The 14,511-nt window shown below is 71.3% G+C and carries 15 protein-coding genes; 2 read left to right on the forward strand and 13 right to left on the reverse strand.

Annotation, left to right across the window (positions count from 1 at the left end):
* Positions 1 to 39: 39 nt before the first annotated feature.
* The 12 genes from PV342_RS40620 to traA all read right to left on the reverse strand — a co-directional run bounded on the left by PV342_RS40620 (position 40) and on the right by traA (position 10,970).
* Complete coding sequence (locus PV342_RS40620) at positions 40 to 414, reverse strand: endonuclease domain-containing protein (protein WP_500321168.1); 375 nt, start codon at positions 412 to 414, stop codon at positions 40 to 42.
* A gap of 69 nt (positions 415 to 483) precedes the next feature.
* Positions 484 to 1,065 carry a transcriptional regulator gene (locus PV342_RS40625; RefSeq protein WP_500321170.1) on the reverse strand — a complete coding sequence of 194 codons (582 nt, stop codon included), beginning with the start codon at positions 1,063 to 1,065 and terminating at the stop codon, positions 484 to 486.
* A 3-nt stretch (positions 1,066 to 1,068) separates the two neighbouring features.
* Positions 1,069 to 4,332 carry a hypothetical protein gene (locus PV342_RS40630; RefSeq protein WP_500321172.1) on the reverse strand — a complete coding sequence of 1,088 codons (3,264 nt, stop codon included), beginning with the start codon at positions 4,330 to 4,332 and terminating at the stop codon, positions 1,069 to 1,071.
* Positions 4,329 to 4,583 carry a hypothetical protein gene (locus tag PV342_RS40635; RefSeq protein WP_500321174.1) on the reverse strand — a complete coding sequence of 85 codons (255 nt, stop codon included), beginning with the start codon at positions 4,581 to 4,583 and terminating at the stop codon, positions 4,329 to 4,331. The genes PV342_RS40630 and PV342_RS40635 overlap by 4 nt, the downstream gene beginning before the upstream one ends.
* A 118-nt stretch (positions 4,584 to 4,701) precedes the next feature.
* A complete protein-coding gene (locus PV342_RS40640) occupies positions 4,702 to 5,058 on the reverse strand; it encodes a hypothetical protein (protein ID WP_500321176.1) in 357 nt (118 codons plus the stop codon).
* Between the two features lie 3 nt (positions 5,059 to 5,061).
* Positions 5,062 to 5,415 carry a hypothetical protein gene (locus tag PV342_RS40645; RefSeq protein WP_500321178.1) on the reverse strand — a complete coding sequence of 118 codons (354 nt, stop codon included), beginning with the start codon at positions 5,413 to 5,415 and terminating at the stop codon, positions 5,062 to 5,064.
* A gap of 305 nt (positions 5,416 to 5,720) precedes the next feature.
* Entirely contained in the window at positions 5,721 to 6,230 is a 510-nt protein-coding gene (gene ssb, locus PV342_RS40650) for a single-stranded DNA-binding protein (RefSeq protein ID WP_500321179.1), read from the reverse strand.
* A gap of 94 nt (positions 6,231 to 6,324) precedes the next feature.
* Complete coding sequence (locus PV342_RS40655; protein WP_500321181.1) at positions 6,325 to 6,525, reverse strand: hypothetical protein; 201 nt, start codon at positions 6,523 to 6,525, stop codon at positions 6,325 to 6,327.
* A gap of 104 nt (positions 6,526 to 6,629) precedes the next feature.
* On the reverse strand, positions 6,630 to 7,817 hold the full coding sequence (locus PV342_RS40660; RefSeq protein WP_500321183.1) for a hypothetical protein: 1,188 nt from the start codon (positions 7,815 to 7,817) through the stop codon (positions 6,630 to 6,632).
* Positions 7,818 to 7,824: 7 nt separating this feature from the next.
* Complete coding sequence (locus PV342_RS40665; RefSeq protein ID WP_500321185.1) at positions 7,825 to 8,325, reverse strand: hypothetical protein; 501 nt, start codon at positions 8,323 to 8,325, stop codon at positions 7,825 to 7,827.
* A 123-nt stretch (positions 8,326 to 8,448) separates the two neighbouring features.
* Positions 8,449 to 10,443 carry a plasmid transfer protein TraB gene (gene traB, locus PV342_RS40670; protein ID WP_500321187.1) on the reverse strand — a complete coding sequence of 665 codons (1,995 nt, stop codon included), beginning with the start codon at positions 10,441 to 10,443 and terminating at the stop codon, positions 8,449 to 8,451.
* Between the two features lie 14 nt (positions 10,444 to 10,457).
* Positions 10,458 to 10,970, reverse strand: a complete 513-nt coding sequence (traA, locus tag PV342_RS40675; protein ID WP_500321189.1) for a plasmid transfer protein TraA — start codon at positions 10,968 to 10,970, stop codon at positions 10,458 to 10,460.
* Positions 10,971 to 11,263: 293 nt separating this feature from the next.
* Between traA and PV342_RS40680 the strand changes: the two genes are divergently transcribed.
* Positions 11,264 to 11,992 (forward strand): GntR family transcriptional regulator, encoded by a 729-nt coding sequence (locus tag PV342_RS40680; RefSeq protein WP_500321191.1) that lies wholly within the window; start codon positions 11,264 to 11,266, stop codon positions 11,990 to 11,992.
* Between the two features lie 831 nt (positions 11,993 to 12,823).
* Entirely contained in the window at positions 12,824 to 13,126 is a 303-nt protein-coding gene (locus PV342_RS40685; RefSeq protein ID WP_500321193.1) for a hypothetical protein, read from the forward strand.
* Between the two features lie 210 nt (positions 13,127 to 13,336).
* On the opposite strand, the gene PV342_RS40690 is transcribed toward PV342_RS40685, so the two are convergent.
* Positions 13,337 to 13,561 (reverse strand): hypothetical protein, encoded by a 225-nt coding sequence (locus PV342_RS40690; RefSeq protein ID WP_500321196.1) that lies wholly within the window; start codon positions 13,559 to 13,561, stop codon positions 13,337 to 13,339.
* Positions 13,562 to 14,511 lie beyond the last annotated feature (950 nt).

A 14,511-nucleotide genomic window follows, 5' to 3' on the forward strand; every position in this document is an offset into this window, starting at 1 on the left:
CAGGCCCGGGACCGAGGCGGCCCTCGGGATGCCGGTACGTCACCGGGGAGACGTACCGGGGCCGGTGGCGCCGTGCGCGCCTTCCCGGCCGGGAGCGGGGCAGTCAGGGCACTTCCCGAGGTGGGCGACGAACTCGGCCTTCCTCGGGCTCCGGTGGATCCAGCCGACGCGGAACGCGGTGCCGATGTCGTTGTTGCATCGGGTGCAGAGTCGGCCCCGGATCCAGCCGTGATCGTGGCAGTGGTCGAAGTTCAGTTGGACCGAGGACGCGGCCCCTTGGTAGCCGCCCTCTGCGTACTTCCGGGCCACGTCGTCCGAGGTGTCCCCGCACAGTTCGCACGCGCCCTCCCGGACGTACCGGGAGAGCTGCCAGGGCTTGTACGGGACCAGGCCGTACTCCTCGATGAAGCTCACTCTGTCCCCCTCGGGTGATGAGCCGCGGGGCCCCGCCGGCAGTCGACGGGGCCCCGCGGTGAGTTGCTGCTACGCGCCGAATCCGATGGCGCCGACCGTGGTGTACGCCCCCCAGTCGGAACCGATGGTGTCCTCTGCGATCCCGTCCCAGATGTCGTCCATGCTGGCGATGTCTCCGGCGGCCCACGCGTCCACGAGCTGATCCCATTGCGCGGGGCGGATTTTGATCCGCCGCACGTTCAGGTCCCGTTGCTTGTGGTCCGGGACCCGGGATTGGTCAACGGGGTGGACTTCCACGCGCGTTCCGCGCCCGTCGTTGGACAGCCGCTTTTTCATTGTCTTGGCGATGTTCCGCCGCCGCATGTCGCGGTATGCCGCGTCGATGCGGCCAGCGTTGGCCTTGCTCGGGTCGCGGTCGCCGGACAGCCACGCGATAAGCGTGCGCGCGGTGACGCTGACTCCGGCCCGCTCCATTGCCTGGTATCCGGCGGGGGAGTTGGTCAGGTACTTCAACCGTGCTTCCAATCCCCGTTCGCTGGACGCGTCCGACTTGATGCCTCCGGCCAGTTCGTCCAGCCGCTCCGAAATGGCGTGGCCGCCCCGCTTTCCACGGGCGCCCTCACCGCCGGTAATCCTGTATCCCCTGGACATGCGTCACTCCCCCATTTCCGCGACCGGGGCGCCGACGACATAGGCACCCTTCGTCTTCATCTCGGTCAGTCCCCGACCCTCAGCGAATACCGCGCGCCAGTCACCGCCGACGTGCAATTCGTCGGTGCCGGTGATCCGGTGAACGGCGAGCCCCGCCGTGTGCGCCTTGAATGCGCGACGCCACAGATTCCCGTGAGCCTGCGCCCGGATGATCTGTGACCAGTCCGTGCGCTCAATGAGGTGATTGAACTTGGATGCCTTGGCGGACGTAGAAATGAACTTGGAATACATGGCCTTGACGTAGGCGAGGGTCACCTCGTCCCCGTCCGCGATGGCCGCCGCGCGGGCGTCGCGCAGGATGAGCCGGAAGGCCCGGAGGATGCTCTCCGAGCTGCCCGAGGTCCACGACTCATGGACGACCGGGGGCTCACAGAGCCGCCCGTACTTCTCCGAGGACGCGTCGACCAGGAGTTGCAGGGTCGGCCGGGTCACCCACAGATCCCCGGACAGCTCCCGGGCCCCGAGGGGGTTGGGCAGGTCGGTGTGGGTCCACTCCGGCGGAGTGATCCGGTACAGGCCGGAGCGGCGGCGGTCGAACTCCCCGCCCTCTGCGTGCTGCAACGCACCGATCGGGAGGTGAGTGTTCAGCGCGGACAGGTACGCGGCGTTCACGTCCAGGAGCTGCACCTCGGTGCCGTCCGGGGTGTTGGAGTTCGTCCACTTCGGACGGGCCTCCCACACCTCGTTCGCGTCGTTCTTGGACGGCTTGCGCAGGATCTCCGGCTCGGGCGGGTGGGCGGTGAAGTCGTAGCGGGCGGAGACCCGCGTGGACTCCAGCAGCTCCATCCCGTCCGGGATCGCGGACTTGATCAGGGCGGCGGTCGCCTTGTCCACGTCCCCGCCGGCCTTTTCCAGCGCGGCGGCCACGCGGTCCGCGATGCTCACGCAGACCTGCGGCTCACTCTGCGGGGCCTTCCGGGGCGCCGGAGCGGCCGGAGCGGCGGCGGGAGCCTCGGGGGCGGCCGGGGCCGGGACAGGGGCCGTAGGGGCCGCCTGCGGCCGGGAAGGGGCCGGGAGGGCCGCCTCCGGCTCCCTCTCGGGGGCCGGGAGGGGAAGGGCCGCCACCTCGGCTCCGATCGTCCCTGCGGGCCACGGGGCCGGGGCAGGGTCGCAGTTCGCGTGATAGCCGGAGCCGTCATCGAACGGAAGCGGCTCCCCGCAGGCCTGGCAGGTGCCGGAGCCGCCCTGGCCGCCGCCGGGAGCCCCGGGGGCCGGGGGCGTCTCGGGTCCGGCCTGGCCGCCGCCGGCCGGGCCGTCCGTCTCGACCGGCATGGGCATGGACCACACCTTCTTCGCGGACCGCGCGACGGGAATCCACTGGGAAGCGGTGTGCCGGTGGGTGGTCCGTCCGGCCCGGTTCTCGTCCTCCCCGGTGATGTATCCGGCCGTTTCCAGGGCCTCCCCCATCGCGCGGGCCGTGATCTCGATGGGCGCTCCCGACTCTGCCGAGTGCTGGATCACGAACGGGGCGGCGGCGGACGGGAGGAGGTACAGCCGGTTCCCGTCCGTCCAGCCGATCCCGCTGCCCTGCGGGTACTCCCCGCGCCACCCGAGGGCCTGCCCGTGCTTCGGCATGCCGCCTTGCACATCCACGACGTGAACGGCACCGACCGCCAGGCCGTCCAGCAGCGCATCGCGGATACGGTCCGCCATCGACTGGCCCACGCCCGCATCGACCTGCGCGCGCAGGGACTCGCACAGACCGGCCCAGCCTCGCTCCCACAGCTCCCGGGCCCGGTCCTCGGTGACCCACCCGCGAGAGAGCGCGAACTCAAGTCCGCACCACAGGCCGGCCGCCTTGTCGGCCGACGACTCCACGTAGCGGCCGGGCGCCTCGGTCGCGGCGGCCAGGTCGGCCGCGAAGCGGTGTTCAAGCCCCGAGACGTAGGCGTGGGCGGGCATCTTGGCCGCCCACCAGATGACGAACGCGGACAGCAGCGCGGACCGGTCCGAGGGGCCGCCGTCCGCGTCGGCCGCCGCGAATGCCTGCGCGTCGAACTCCCCCCGGGAGAGCTGCAACAGGTGCGTGCGGTTCTGTGCCGACTCCACCGCGGTCACGTCCTCGGCCGACAGTCCGCCGAACGCGCGGGGCCGGAGCCGGTCACGGGCCACGATCTTGTTGTCCTTGATGCCCATACGGCCCTTGGACGCACCGTTGAACAGGGACCGGGCGAACAGGTCGAAGTAGTCCGCGCGCTCCCGTGCGGAGCCGGTGGGCGCCATGTCGTCCCACCCGACGAACATGTCCCCGAACGTGTGGTGGACGTACTCGACATAGGCCGGGGTGGCGAACGCCTTGCCTGCGTTGAAGGGAAGCGTGTTCCAGCGGACCGAGGGGGCCCAGCACTGCGACAGGAAGGCCATGTGGCCGGACTTCCCGGACCGGTTCACCGCGACGTACGTGCAGCTCCCCGAGGGGCGGCCCATAGCCGCGCGGAAGACGGCCCCGATCTCGACGGCTGCAAACTTGTCCGGGGTCATGCCGAACAACTGCCACAGGGCCTCGAACGCGCGGCGGCCGGCCGTGTCGTCCTCGGGCGGGGGCGCCATGGTGAAGATGCCGAGCCCGTTGCCGTAGACCGGCACGTCCAACGCGCCGTCAGTCGTCCACGCCCCGCCGCCGTGGACGTACAGCCAACGGCCGTCCCGGCAGTGCCAGCCCAGACGGGAGTACGCGGGGATCGTCGGGTACCGGTCGGACCCGAGGCGGATGGACGCCAGGATGTCTCCCCGGGCCGTCTGCCCGGTGGATGCGAGAACCTGCGGGATCTCGGACAGTTCCTGGCGGTCCAACCACGCCAGCTTCTCGAAGTCCTCGGCCGACACGGTGTCGAGCACGACCTGGCCCGCGTCCTCCCGGGACACCCGCAGGTCGTAGTAGGTGACCACGGGCCGGGCCCGGTCGGTCGTCTCGGTGGCCGCGATCGGGTACGGCTCCCCGGTGTCGTCCGCATACGCAGCGGTGATCTCCGCGCGCGCGCTCAGGATCTCTTTCCGGGACACCCGCAGGACCCGCTCCCCGGCTGAGTTCTCGCCGTAGGAGCGGGTGACCCGGTAGTGCCCGTGTTCGTCTGCCTCGTACCGGTCCGCGATGCGCTCGGTGGTGATCTCTTCCCGGACTCCATCGGAGCCGGTGACCACTCGGAGGGTCCGCTCCCCGCGCGGGCGGGGGGTCCTCGGGCCGGTCTGCGGTGTCGTCTCGGTCATCGGGCCGCCGCCGCCCTGGACAGCAGCCGGTCCGCGTAGGCCCGGGCCCGGGTCAGGGTCGGCCATCCCGAGGTGATCAGCTCTCCGTCAGCCGAGTGGACGCCCCACCCGCCGCGACCGCGCACGGTCTGGCAGATCAGGTAAGCGGTCGTCTCGTCCTCAACAACGGTCACCCGGCCGGAGCCGCCGACCGGGATCACATAAGGGTCTGTGGTGCGCAGGGCGTCTGCCTGGGTACTCTTGGAATGCACTTGGTTCCTCGCATCGGAATCGATGCCAAGGCCTCGGGAGTGAGACCCCGGGGCTTTCGGCATTTCTGGGGTGGGTGCCTGCGGTCGTGACCCCCGCCGTTCGGGCGGGGTGAGACGGTCACGGAGCGCGGGCCGGGGTGAGCCGGTGGCACCTCCTCTGAGGGGACATGGCCAGAGGGGCCGCGATCGGCAGGGGGACACCCGCCGGCCGAACGGCCAGGGCCCGGAGGAGAGCGGCCAGGGCGGCCACCGCCTCCCGGGGGGAGAGCGAAGCGAAGTGCCGGGCCAGGGCCCGCCGGGCGGTCGGGGCCACACCGCGGACCATTCGGACGACTGCGACCCGGGCCCCGGGGAAGTCGTCGTGGTCGCCGTAGCCGCCGAAGACCCACAGGATGCGGGCGTCTTCATCGGTCATGGTGTGGAGCCAGTCCATCGGGTCGCCCTCCCTTCCCGGGGTCGTCTCGGTCGTCGTCACGGGTCAGCCCCTGACCTGAAGCGGGATCGTCAGAGAGTCCGCGTTCACGGTCGCGCCGGTCGTCTTGATGGCCCGGTACATCTGGGCCAGGGCCACGCCGGCCGCAACGGCCAGGGCGGCGGCGGCCACCAGGAGGAGCGCCTCGGACACCGGGATGTAGCGGCTCCGGCCCTGGCCTCCCTGGTCAACGACCGGGACACCACACCTGCGCACGGTGTAGTTCATGGACTCGTAGTCACCCGTCGTCCGGGCAACGTCCGAGACACGCACAGTGCCTTCCGGGGTCACCCGCCAGCCCTCGGGAACCGGGGGAGCAACGGTGCCCCGCGCGGTCGCCTCGATCGCGGTAGCAGTCACGTCGCATCTCCTTTCATGAATCGTCCCCGAATCCTATGCCCCGTCAGTCACGTTGCGCCACTACCTGATCGGGGGATTCGCTGGCGTGTCTTCTCCGGCCTCGGTCGTGCTGTACGTCATCGGTTCGCGGTGTACGTCTTCCAGTTGACGTACTGGCCCCCTCGGGAGGGCCCGCACCTTCCCGGCCGGGACCGAGGGACGGTTCCGGGTACGGAAGGCGGCCCGGCTTTCCCTCTCGGGTGCCGGGCCGCCTGTCGCGCGCGCGGGGTGACCATACGACGGACACCCCCCGATACCGCTACGTATCAGAACGGGGGCTCACCCGCGGGGGCCTGGCTCCACTCCCCACCGCCCTGGCCGCCGGCCGCGACTCCGGCCGGGGCCGGCGGGCGGGTGCGGGAGGCGGACGCCCACGCGTCGTCTCCCGGGGCCGCGCCAGGCGACGACTTGGCCACCTTCGTCACGGTCGCCGTGGCGAACGAGAGATCGGGGCCGACCGCCGCCGCCTCCAGCTCCCACCCGGTCCGGTTCTCCCCGGTCTTGTCGTCCTTCCACGACCGCGACCGCAGGTCCCCGACGACGACGACCCGCATGCCCTTCTGCAGCGTCTCGGCCACGTTCTCGGCCAGGGCCCGCCAGGCGGTGACCCGGTGGAAGTCCGTGCCGGACTCCTTCCACTCGTTGGCCTGGCGGTCGAACGTCCTGCGGTTCACCGCGACGCTGAACTTCGCGACCGGGGCCCCGGACGGGGTGAACCTCAGCTCGGGGTCGTCGGTGACGTTGCCCACGATCGTGATCTGAGTTCCGTTGCTCATCTGCTCTGTGTTCCGTTCTGTGGGCCCGGCCTACGACGTGAGCTGCCGTTTCGTCGGCAGCTCACTTCCGACTATGCCGGGGGATCAGTTGAATTCAAGGGGTGGCCGGGGAGGGGTCGAACAGTTCCATCTGGCCCGGCATGCGGGAGATCCCGCTCGCCTTGAGCCGCCGGTACTGAGCTGCGACCCACGAGGGTGAGCACCCGGTGAGTTCCACGGCCATCCGCTGCGGTTGGCCGGTGGTGTAGCAGTCGCGCACGATCGCTATCGCGTGGTCGTTCGGCTGAGCGTCCATCGGTCCCCCTAGGGGTGTCGCGGTGTCGTGTCCCGCCGCCCCTGTCGCGGTGTCGCGGTGTTCGCGACAACGGATCGCGACAGGGGTTGTCGCGGTGTCGCGGGTCAGAGGTACTGACCGGCAGCGACCGCGGGCCGCTTGCTGTCGTGACGCTGCATCGCTCGCGCGACAGTCGCGCGGGGGGTGCCGGGCCGGTACTGCTGGACGCGCGACACGATCACGTCGCGGTCGGTCACTCCGGCGGTCATGGCCTCCCGGACGATCTGCGCCACGGACGGGACCGCATCGGGGCTCACGGTCGCGATCGTGTCGCCCGCGACAGGGGCCAGGTCTTCGGCCAGGTCTGCGGCCTGCGGGCGCGACGTCGCGGCGTGACGCTTGGACGCCAGGTCCACCACCGCCGGGGAGGCGGGGGTCGGAGCGACAACGGCGGGGGCCGCCTCGGTGTCGCGGTCGGCCACGGCCGGGGCTGTCGCGGTGTCGCGGTCCGTGTCGCGGCTGCTGTCGCGGTCGGCCACGACGGGGGTTGTCGCGGTGTCGTGCTCGGTGTCGCGGGCGGTGTCGCGTCGCGGTCCGGTCAGTGTCGCGGCCCAGTCGTGACGCGTCGCGATGGTCGCGAGACCCGCGACAGACTTCCGGCGGACGACCCGCGACACGATGGCCGCCTCGGCTGCGTCCGCGTCGGCCGCGTCAAGTCCGTGTCGCGCCGCGTCAATGGCGGCGGCCAGCTTGGCGGCCAGGCGGGTGCGCTTCCGGCTGCCGCCCTTGGCCGACTCCACGCGGTCGGCCAGGTCCACGGCGCGGTCGGCTGCGCGGCTGCGCGCGATGGCCGCGGAGTCGACTCCCCGCCGGCCGATCCCGAGGGAGGCGGTCACGCGCTCGCGCAGCTCCCGCAGGGCGGCGGCCAGGATGCCGTCCGACTTCTCCCCGGACATCCGCAGTTCCAGACCCAGCAGGAAGTGGAGCATCACGGCCAGCAGGATGGGACCGAGGACGACCCGGACCGGGCCGCCGATCCCGCCGGAGACCTGGAACGCGGGGATCGCCTGGACGAGAACGGCGGCATACGCGAGGTAGGCGGGCCCCTTGGTCTTGGTGGCCCATGCGTAGATGGTCAGGGCGATGATCGCGGCTTCCGCGACTCCGCAGAGGAGCGCCCGCTCGGTGTCGTTGGTGATGTCCAGGGCGGCCCCGAGGAAGCGGAACGAGGTGTCGGCAGACATCCCGAGGGCCAGGGCGGCCGGGACCAGCAGGCCCAGCGTTGCGGCCTTTGTGCGGGAGATGTGCGGCATCGGGGACCTACTTCCTCTTGTTCTGGATGACACTGACGCTCTGGACGACCGACACGGAGAGCGTGTCAGGTCCCGTGCGCTTACGGCACAGAAGGACCAGAGCGCCCGCGAGAATCACGCCCCCCACCAGGTACGGGGCGGCGGCGGCCAGGGCCGACACGGCGGCGGCCAGGGCCAGCGACACGCCCCACACGACGAACCCGACCAGTCCGGCCATGGCCGACACGGCGGCGGTCACGGCCGACGCTCGCCAGACCCACCGGGGGACGATCGGGGCGGTGTCCACCACGGCCAGGGCGGCCGACTGCGGGATCAGGGCGGCGGTGTTCTGCTGCTGCTGCCACGCCGCGATCAGGTCGGCCGTGGACGGGATGGCCGGCCGCTCGGGGGCCGCCTCGGTCGTCTCCGAGGGGGTGACCAGTCCGGCCGGGGTGTCCGGGATCAGGAAGCGGGCCAGGTCGTCCGGCGTGATCTCACTGCCCGGGGCGCGATACTCGTTGCTGCTCATGGGTTCCTCTCTATGGGTGTCAGGGCCCGGTGTCAGGGCCCGGTGTCAGGCGCTGTCAGAGCGGGGTGTCATCCGCTCTGACAGCGCGTCTACCTGGGGATTTGGTGTCAGGCCGTCAGACAGTCAGGCAGATGTCAGGGCCGGGACGATGCGGTATTTGTGGCCGGCGGCCGGAACGAGGCGGCCCTCCCGACCGAGGCGGCCCAGCTCTCCGGCGACCCACGGACGGGACCGGCCGATCTGGTCGCAGTAGTCCATGAAGTCCTTGGTCTGGACGACCATCCGGCCCGCCGCCTCGAAGTGCCGGAGGATCTCCTCCATGGCCGCCCGCGGGTCCTCGGGGACGGTCCCGGCCGGGGCCCCGAACATCTGCGCGTCGGTCGCCTCGGGGAGTTCCGTCTCGGGGTTGATCCCTTCGTCCTCGGGATCTACCAGGGGCTCACCGGTGGTCATGTCGTCGTCGTCCGTCCCGGCCGCCGTCTGCGGGCCGCCCTCGGTCGCGGCCGGGGTCGGGCCCTGGCGGTCGGTGTAGAGCCGTCCGGCGATGCTCGCCGCGGCGTTGGCGGTCACGTCGTCCACGCCCATGCGGACGGGCGCGAACTCCCGGGTCGCCCACTCCAGTGCGACGGGGTTGTTCCGGAAGGTCCGGGAGGGGGTGGACCACAGTTCCTCGGAGACTCCGGCCGCGACCAGGTAGCAGTAGCCGGGCCGCTTGTTGCCCCACGCCCCGGGGTTGGCGCCCGCGTCCAGGACTTCGGACGGGAGGGCGAACCCTGCGTCGCGCTCATCCACGCCCATGCACAGGGCGGACGGGAGGGACGCGCGGGTGTCGGTGCTGATCTGGTAGCCGGAAGCGCGCTGCATCGAGACGACCAGGGAGACTCCGGCCGACCGGGCTTCCTGCGCGATGCCGGTGAACGCGTCGTCGTCGACGGCCCGCAGCGTGTTCGCCGCTTCCTCGAACCACGCGACCATGTACGGCATGCCGGGGCACCCGCACGCCGTGCCGTCCTCCCGGCAGGTGTGCTGCGGGTCGTCCTGGCGGCCGGCGGCGGCAGGCTCCCACGACCGGTAGCCGTGCGAACCGAGCCACAGTTGCCGGGCCGGGATGACTGCCTTGGTCGCCTCGATCATCACGGCCGCGCCGTCCTGCGTGGTGACCACCCAGTCGCACGCCCCGAACGCTTCCCCGAGGTCCTGGCCGCGCTTCGGGTCCGACAGCCACGTGATGACATCGCGGCGGGTCAGGACTTCCACCAGCACATCGAGCGCCGCCTCGGTCTTCCCCGAGCCGGTGACGCCCATGACCAGCAGGTGGATTGCCTGCGGGAGCGTGAGCGCCAGCTCCCGGCCGTCGTCGTACACCCCGATCACGAGGGGTTCCGCGATCGAGCCGCCCGGAGCCGAGGGGCCCGGGTACCAGATCACTTCCCGCAGCATGTCGTTGGGGACGACGACGATCTCACCCTTACGGGCCGAGTCCGGGTCGGGCCGGTAGCGGACGGCCGTGGTCGGCACGTCCAGCGCGGACGCGATCCGGGGCAGGGCCTTGGACACGTCGTCGTTGGTCGCCTCCCCGGCCGGGAGCGCGTAGGGCACGGTGACCTTGTTCGGCTCCACCTTGGCCGGGCCCAGCTTCGTACGGGCGAGACCGACCTTCTCCAACAGGCCCTTGTCCGAGGACTCCCCGACCGGGTCCGTGTTGCGCCGCATGACCATGCGCACGTTCCACGACAGGGCCAGGACCGGGCCGCCCATCGCGTACAGGTCGATCACCGGGTGGGAGATCGGGCCGGAGAGCGCGGCGGCGGTGACCCACACCGACCCGGCCGCAACCGTGATCGCGGAGTGCAGCCGACGCTGTGCGCTTGTGCTCCGGCCCGCCCACCAGGTCGCGCCGGTCAACGCGACCGATGCCAGGGTCAGGCCGGCCGCGCCCCACGGCGAGTCAGCCCACATCAGGTGGGCGCCCTCTCCGGCGACTCCCACGCCCACGACTCCGAGCCACGGGGGAAGGTGCGGTTTGGCCCTGTGCAACAGGTACTTGCCGACCCCCGCGAGCGCGGACTCGCCCTTGAGCTGTTCCTCGTGCTGACGCTCGATGTCCTTCTCAGCCATGACCCCGCCCCCCTCTACTGCCGGGCCCAGTCCATGCGCGGGCCCTGGGGGCGCCGGGCACGGTGCTTGACGCGGTTGATCTCTTCCTCGTACTGCTGCTGGAACTGCGCGTAGCAGGCGGCGGCGTTCTTCGCGGCGGCGGACGCGGAGTCCGCGGCCTTGGCCAGCTTCCGGGAGACGCGCCAGGCGCGGGCCTTGGAGCCGCCGATACGGCCCTCGGGGTCCGGGACCGTGGCCAACACGCCCTTGAGAATCTCGGCGCCCATGGCCACCTCGAACGAGATGCCGACCATCAGGGCCCGCAGCGCGTTGCAGTAGTTCCGCACGTCCGCCGGGGAGGTGAACTCCGGAGCGGGGAGGGACGCCTCGGAGTGAGCGCGGCCTCCCTGCGCGGGGATCCCGCCGCCGACCGTCGTGCTGTTGCTCTTGGACGCGTTGATGGTGAACGAGGGGGAGAACGTGGCCCCGAACTTCGCGGAGTCGTTCTTCCCCTTGGAGCCCTTGGGGGCTCCGGTCGGTGCAGTCATCGGCTGATCTCCGATCCGTTGCTGTGACGGGGGCACCGGCAGGGGGGCCAGGCGGACAGCATCTGGGGGGACAGGCCGGAGTCGTCCGGCCGGATCTCCTGTATGGGCGACCAGGTGCGACCGCCGTCCCGGCTGACTCGAAGGGTCATCAGGGGGCGGCCTTGGGGCTCACTTCCGGTTGCCTGCGCCATGCCTCACTCCGGCTGTTGTACGGGCTGCTCTACCGCTAGAGTAGGACACAGATAGCACAGACGGCAAGCACACAGCTAGCACAGAGAACAGGAGGCGCGGGGATGTCACCGACACAGGCCACGGACATTGCGGCTCACTACAGGCGCGCGATCCTTGACGGGGACCTGCGCCCCGGGGACCGCATGCCACCGGTCCGGGCGACCGCGGAACGGTTCGGCGTCGCGACCGCCACCGTCACCCGGGCCTACAACATGCTCAAGGCGGAAGGGCTCACGGCCCCGCGCGAGCGCGTCGGAACGGTCGTTGCCGACCGACCGAGCGTCGTCGTCACCGGGGCTGACCGACTGGAGAGGTTGGAGCGGACCGGGGAGCCCAAGGCCCACGGCGAGACGATCGGGGATCACTGGGTGGGCCTGCGCAGCTGCGCGGACCCCGAAATCTGCCGTCTCCTCGGCATCGAGCCCCACACCGAGATCGTCATCCGCCGCCGCGTCTTCCGGAAGGACGGCCGGCCGACCGCCGTTGCCCTGTCCCTGATCGACATGCGCGCCCTGGCCCACGTCCCCGAGCTGCTGACGGAAGGGCACTTGGAGCCGTTCTGGCAGCACACCTACACCGACCGGACCGGCCGCCAGATCACCCGCTCACCGGAGATGTACGGCGCACGCCTGGCCAGCAGTGACGAACTACGCGCGCTCGAAGTCGACGTGCCCGAGGGGGCCGCCGTGCCCGTTCTCGTCCTGCGCAATGTTCACCATGACGAACAGGGCCCGATCGAAGTGTGGGAGGACGTACAGGCCCCCAACACGTGGAAGTCCGCGACCCGATAGCGCGGCCCGCCGATAATTCCGACTCCCCGCACGGCCCCCGATCCACTTCGGATCCGGGGGCCGTTCTCTTTTCCGGATTCTTTTCATCCATCCGACATGCAATGATCGGAATTGATACCGCGCCAGCAACCAGCAAGAGAGGGGGGGATCGTGCGAACCGTCCCCGTTCAAATCGTCTGCCGAAAGTGCGCCAACCCATACCGGACCACGGTCCGAGGCGGAAACACCCGCTGCCCCGAATGCCGGGCCTCCCGACACGTCCGCGTAGACCAGGAATGGGAAGGCCCCGTGTCCTCGGACATGTCCGGAGCCGCTATCCGGGCCGCGCAGGTCGCGACCCGGCCCGCCGTGTGGATCGAATGCCGTTGCGGCCATGAGTGGCAGTCACGGGCCAAGGACCGCATGACGATCCGGTGCCCCGAGTGTGCGACCGGGCAGCGCGTCCCGCACCGGACCCACGACAACACCGGAGCCGTCCCTCCCGGCCGCCAGCTCCCGCCGGCAGTCCGGGCACCTCGGAGCCGCCCTGCGCCCGCGTGGGAGCCGGAAGAGGACCCGTGGGAGGAAGACGACCGCCCGGCCGCCACGTTCGCCCCCTGGCCCCGCACAGCGCCCCTCGGGGCCGGGGCCGCCACGTTCCCCCGACCGGCCGCCGCCGGGCCCCTGGCGGGCATCCTGGCCGCCCTCACGGGCCAGTCCCGGCCCCCGGCCGCACCCGCCGCCGCCCGGCCCGCGCCAGCAGCTCCCCACCGCCCGCAGGCCCTCACCCCCAATCCGCCGGCACCGGTCCCCTCGGTCCCCGTCCGGCCGGCAGACGGGACGATCCTGCCCGTGGACCCGCAGACCCTCCCGGCCCGGGAGCAAGAGCGCCGCGACCGCGTGTGCCAGGTCGTCGGCTCCGTCCGTGGGTCGCTCATGATCTGGTACAACCAGCCGCCCGGCCTCTGCGAAGTCCTCGACACCACGCAGCCGAAGGACCGCCAGAGGTGCCCGGCCTCCCGCGCGTTCGCCGTGCGCTTCGTCCAGGACGTGACCGAGGTGGACGCCTACGCATGCCCGGCCCACGCCCGGCCCCTGGCCGCCCTGGCCGACCGCTCCCCGTACATCACCGCCGAGATTCACCGACTCCGGTAATCGCGTTTTCGACCGGCCGCGCCAGACCAGCAGCACCGTTTCCGAAAATTCGCCAACTCGGATACGCAGAAGGACACCGCGCCAGCAACCAGCGAACTCCCGGACACGAGAGGGGTGCAGAACAGACGCGGACCGAGGCGCGGTCGACCAGCAACGCGAGAACGGCCCCCGTCCCGAGGGATGGGGGCCGCGCCATGCTCGGACGCTCGCCTACTCCGGCGGCGGGATGATGCCAGCCGCGACCGCCGCCCGGATCCAGTCCCGGCCCTCCCGGATCAACGCCTCGGGGTTGTCCTTCCCGAGCGCCAGCCACTGCTGACGGGTGCCCCCCGTCTCCAGCCGCCAGCGCGCTTCGGCCAGCAGCCGGCACCGCGGGTCGACGTAGTGGACGCGCGCCGCGCCCTCGGTGTCCATCGTGTCGTCACTGTGGTTCATGGCCCCCATCGTCCCGAGCCCCACCGACAGCCGGGGCCCGAACGGTCGCAAGCCCTCCCCGGCCGCGGTCGTCCGGTACGTCATCACGTCCGGCTGTACGTCTCCCGGTTGACGTACTGGCCGCCGCCAGCAGCTCCCGGCCGTCGCGGCCGGGGAGGAGCCCCGTCTCGGTCCCGGGTCCGGGAGCCGACCGGGCCTCGGTTCCCCCGGGGAAGGTCCACCCCCGACATGCGCCCGCGTATCAGCCCCTTCCCCGCAGGTATCGGCCTACTTCCCCCCGCGTAATCCGCCCTTGACCTGCGGTTGTTCGTGGCCTCCGCCCCTCGGGGGCCGGGCCGCCAGGCGATTCCCGTGCGGAATGGGCCTCTGACCTGCGACCTTCCCACTTTCGTGCCGGAGATCCCCACACGTAAGGCGTCCGATACGCACGCGGAATCGGCCTCTGACCTGCGGCCTTCCCACTTCCTCGCGTTGGGTCGCCCTACAGCCCCATATCTGGGCCGGGCAGGGCCCGAGGGGCGCCTCGGGGTGCCGTCGACACCGCCCCTGGCACCCGCCTTCCCACTTCACGCCAGCACTGAATGCCGCCCTGACCTGCGGCCTTCCCACTTTCCGCCCCGGGGCCCCACCACGGCACCGAGGGAGCCCCGGGCCACCTCGGGCGGGGCTGTCGCGGGTCGCCTCGGGGGCCGCCTTCCCACTTCAAAGTGGGAAGGACCGCCAAAGTGGGAAGGACTTTTACCCCCTCTGACCTGCGGCCTTCCCACTCTTCCCACTCTTCCCACTTCTGAGGGCCCCTCTGTAGGTAGGGCCCCGGGCAGGGTTCGGCAGGACCCGAGGGCCACCCGCCGCGGGTCGCCTCGGGGGCCGCCTTCCCACTTCAAAGTGGGAAGGACCGCCAAAGTGGGAAGGACTTTTACCCCCTCTGACCTGCGGCCTTCCCACTCTTC

It is taken from the genome of Streptomyces sp. PA03-3a (assembly GCF_033792735.1).
Classification (GTDB): domain Bacteria; phylum Actinomycetota; class Actinomycetes; order Streptomycetales; family Streptomycetaceae; genus Actinacidiphila.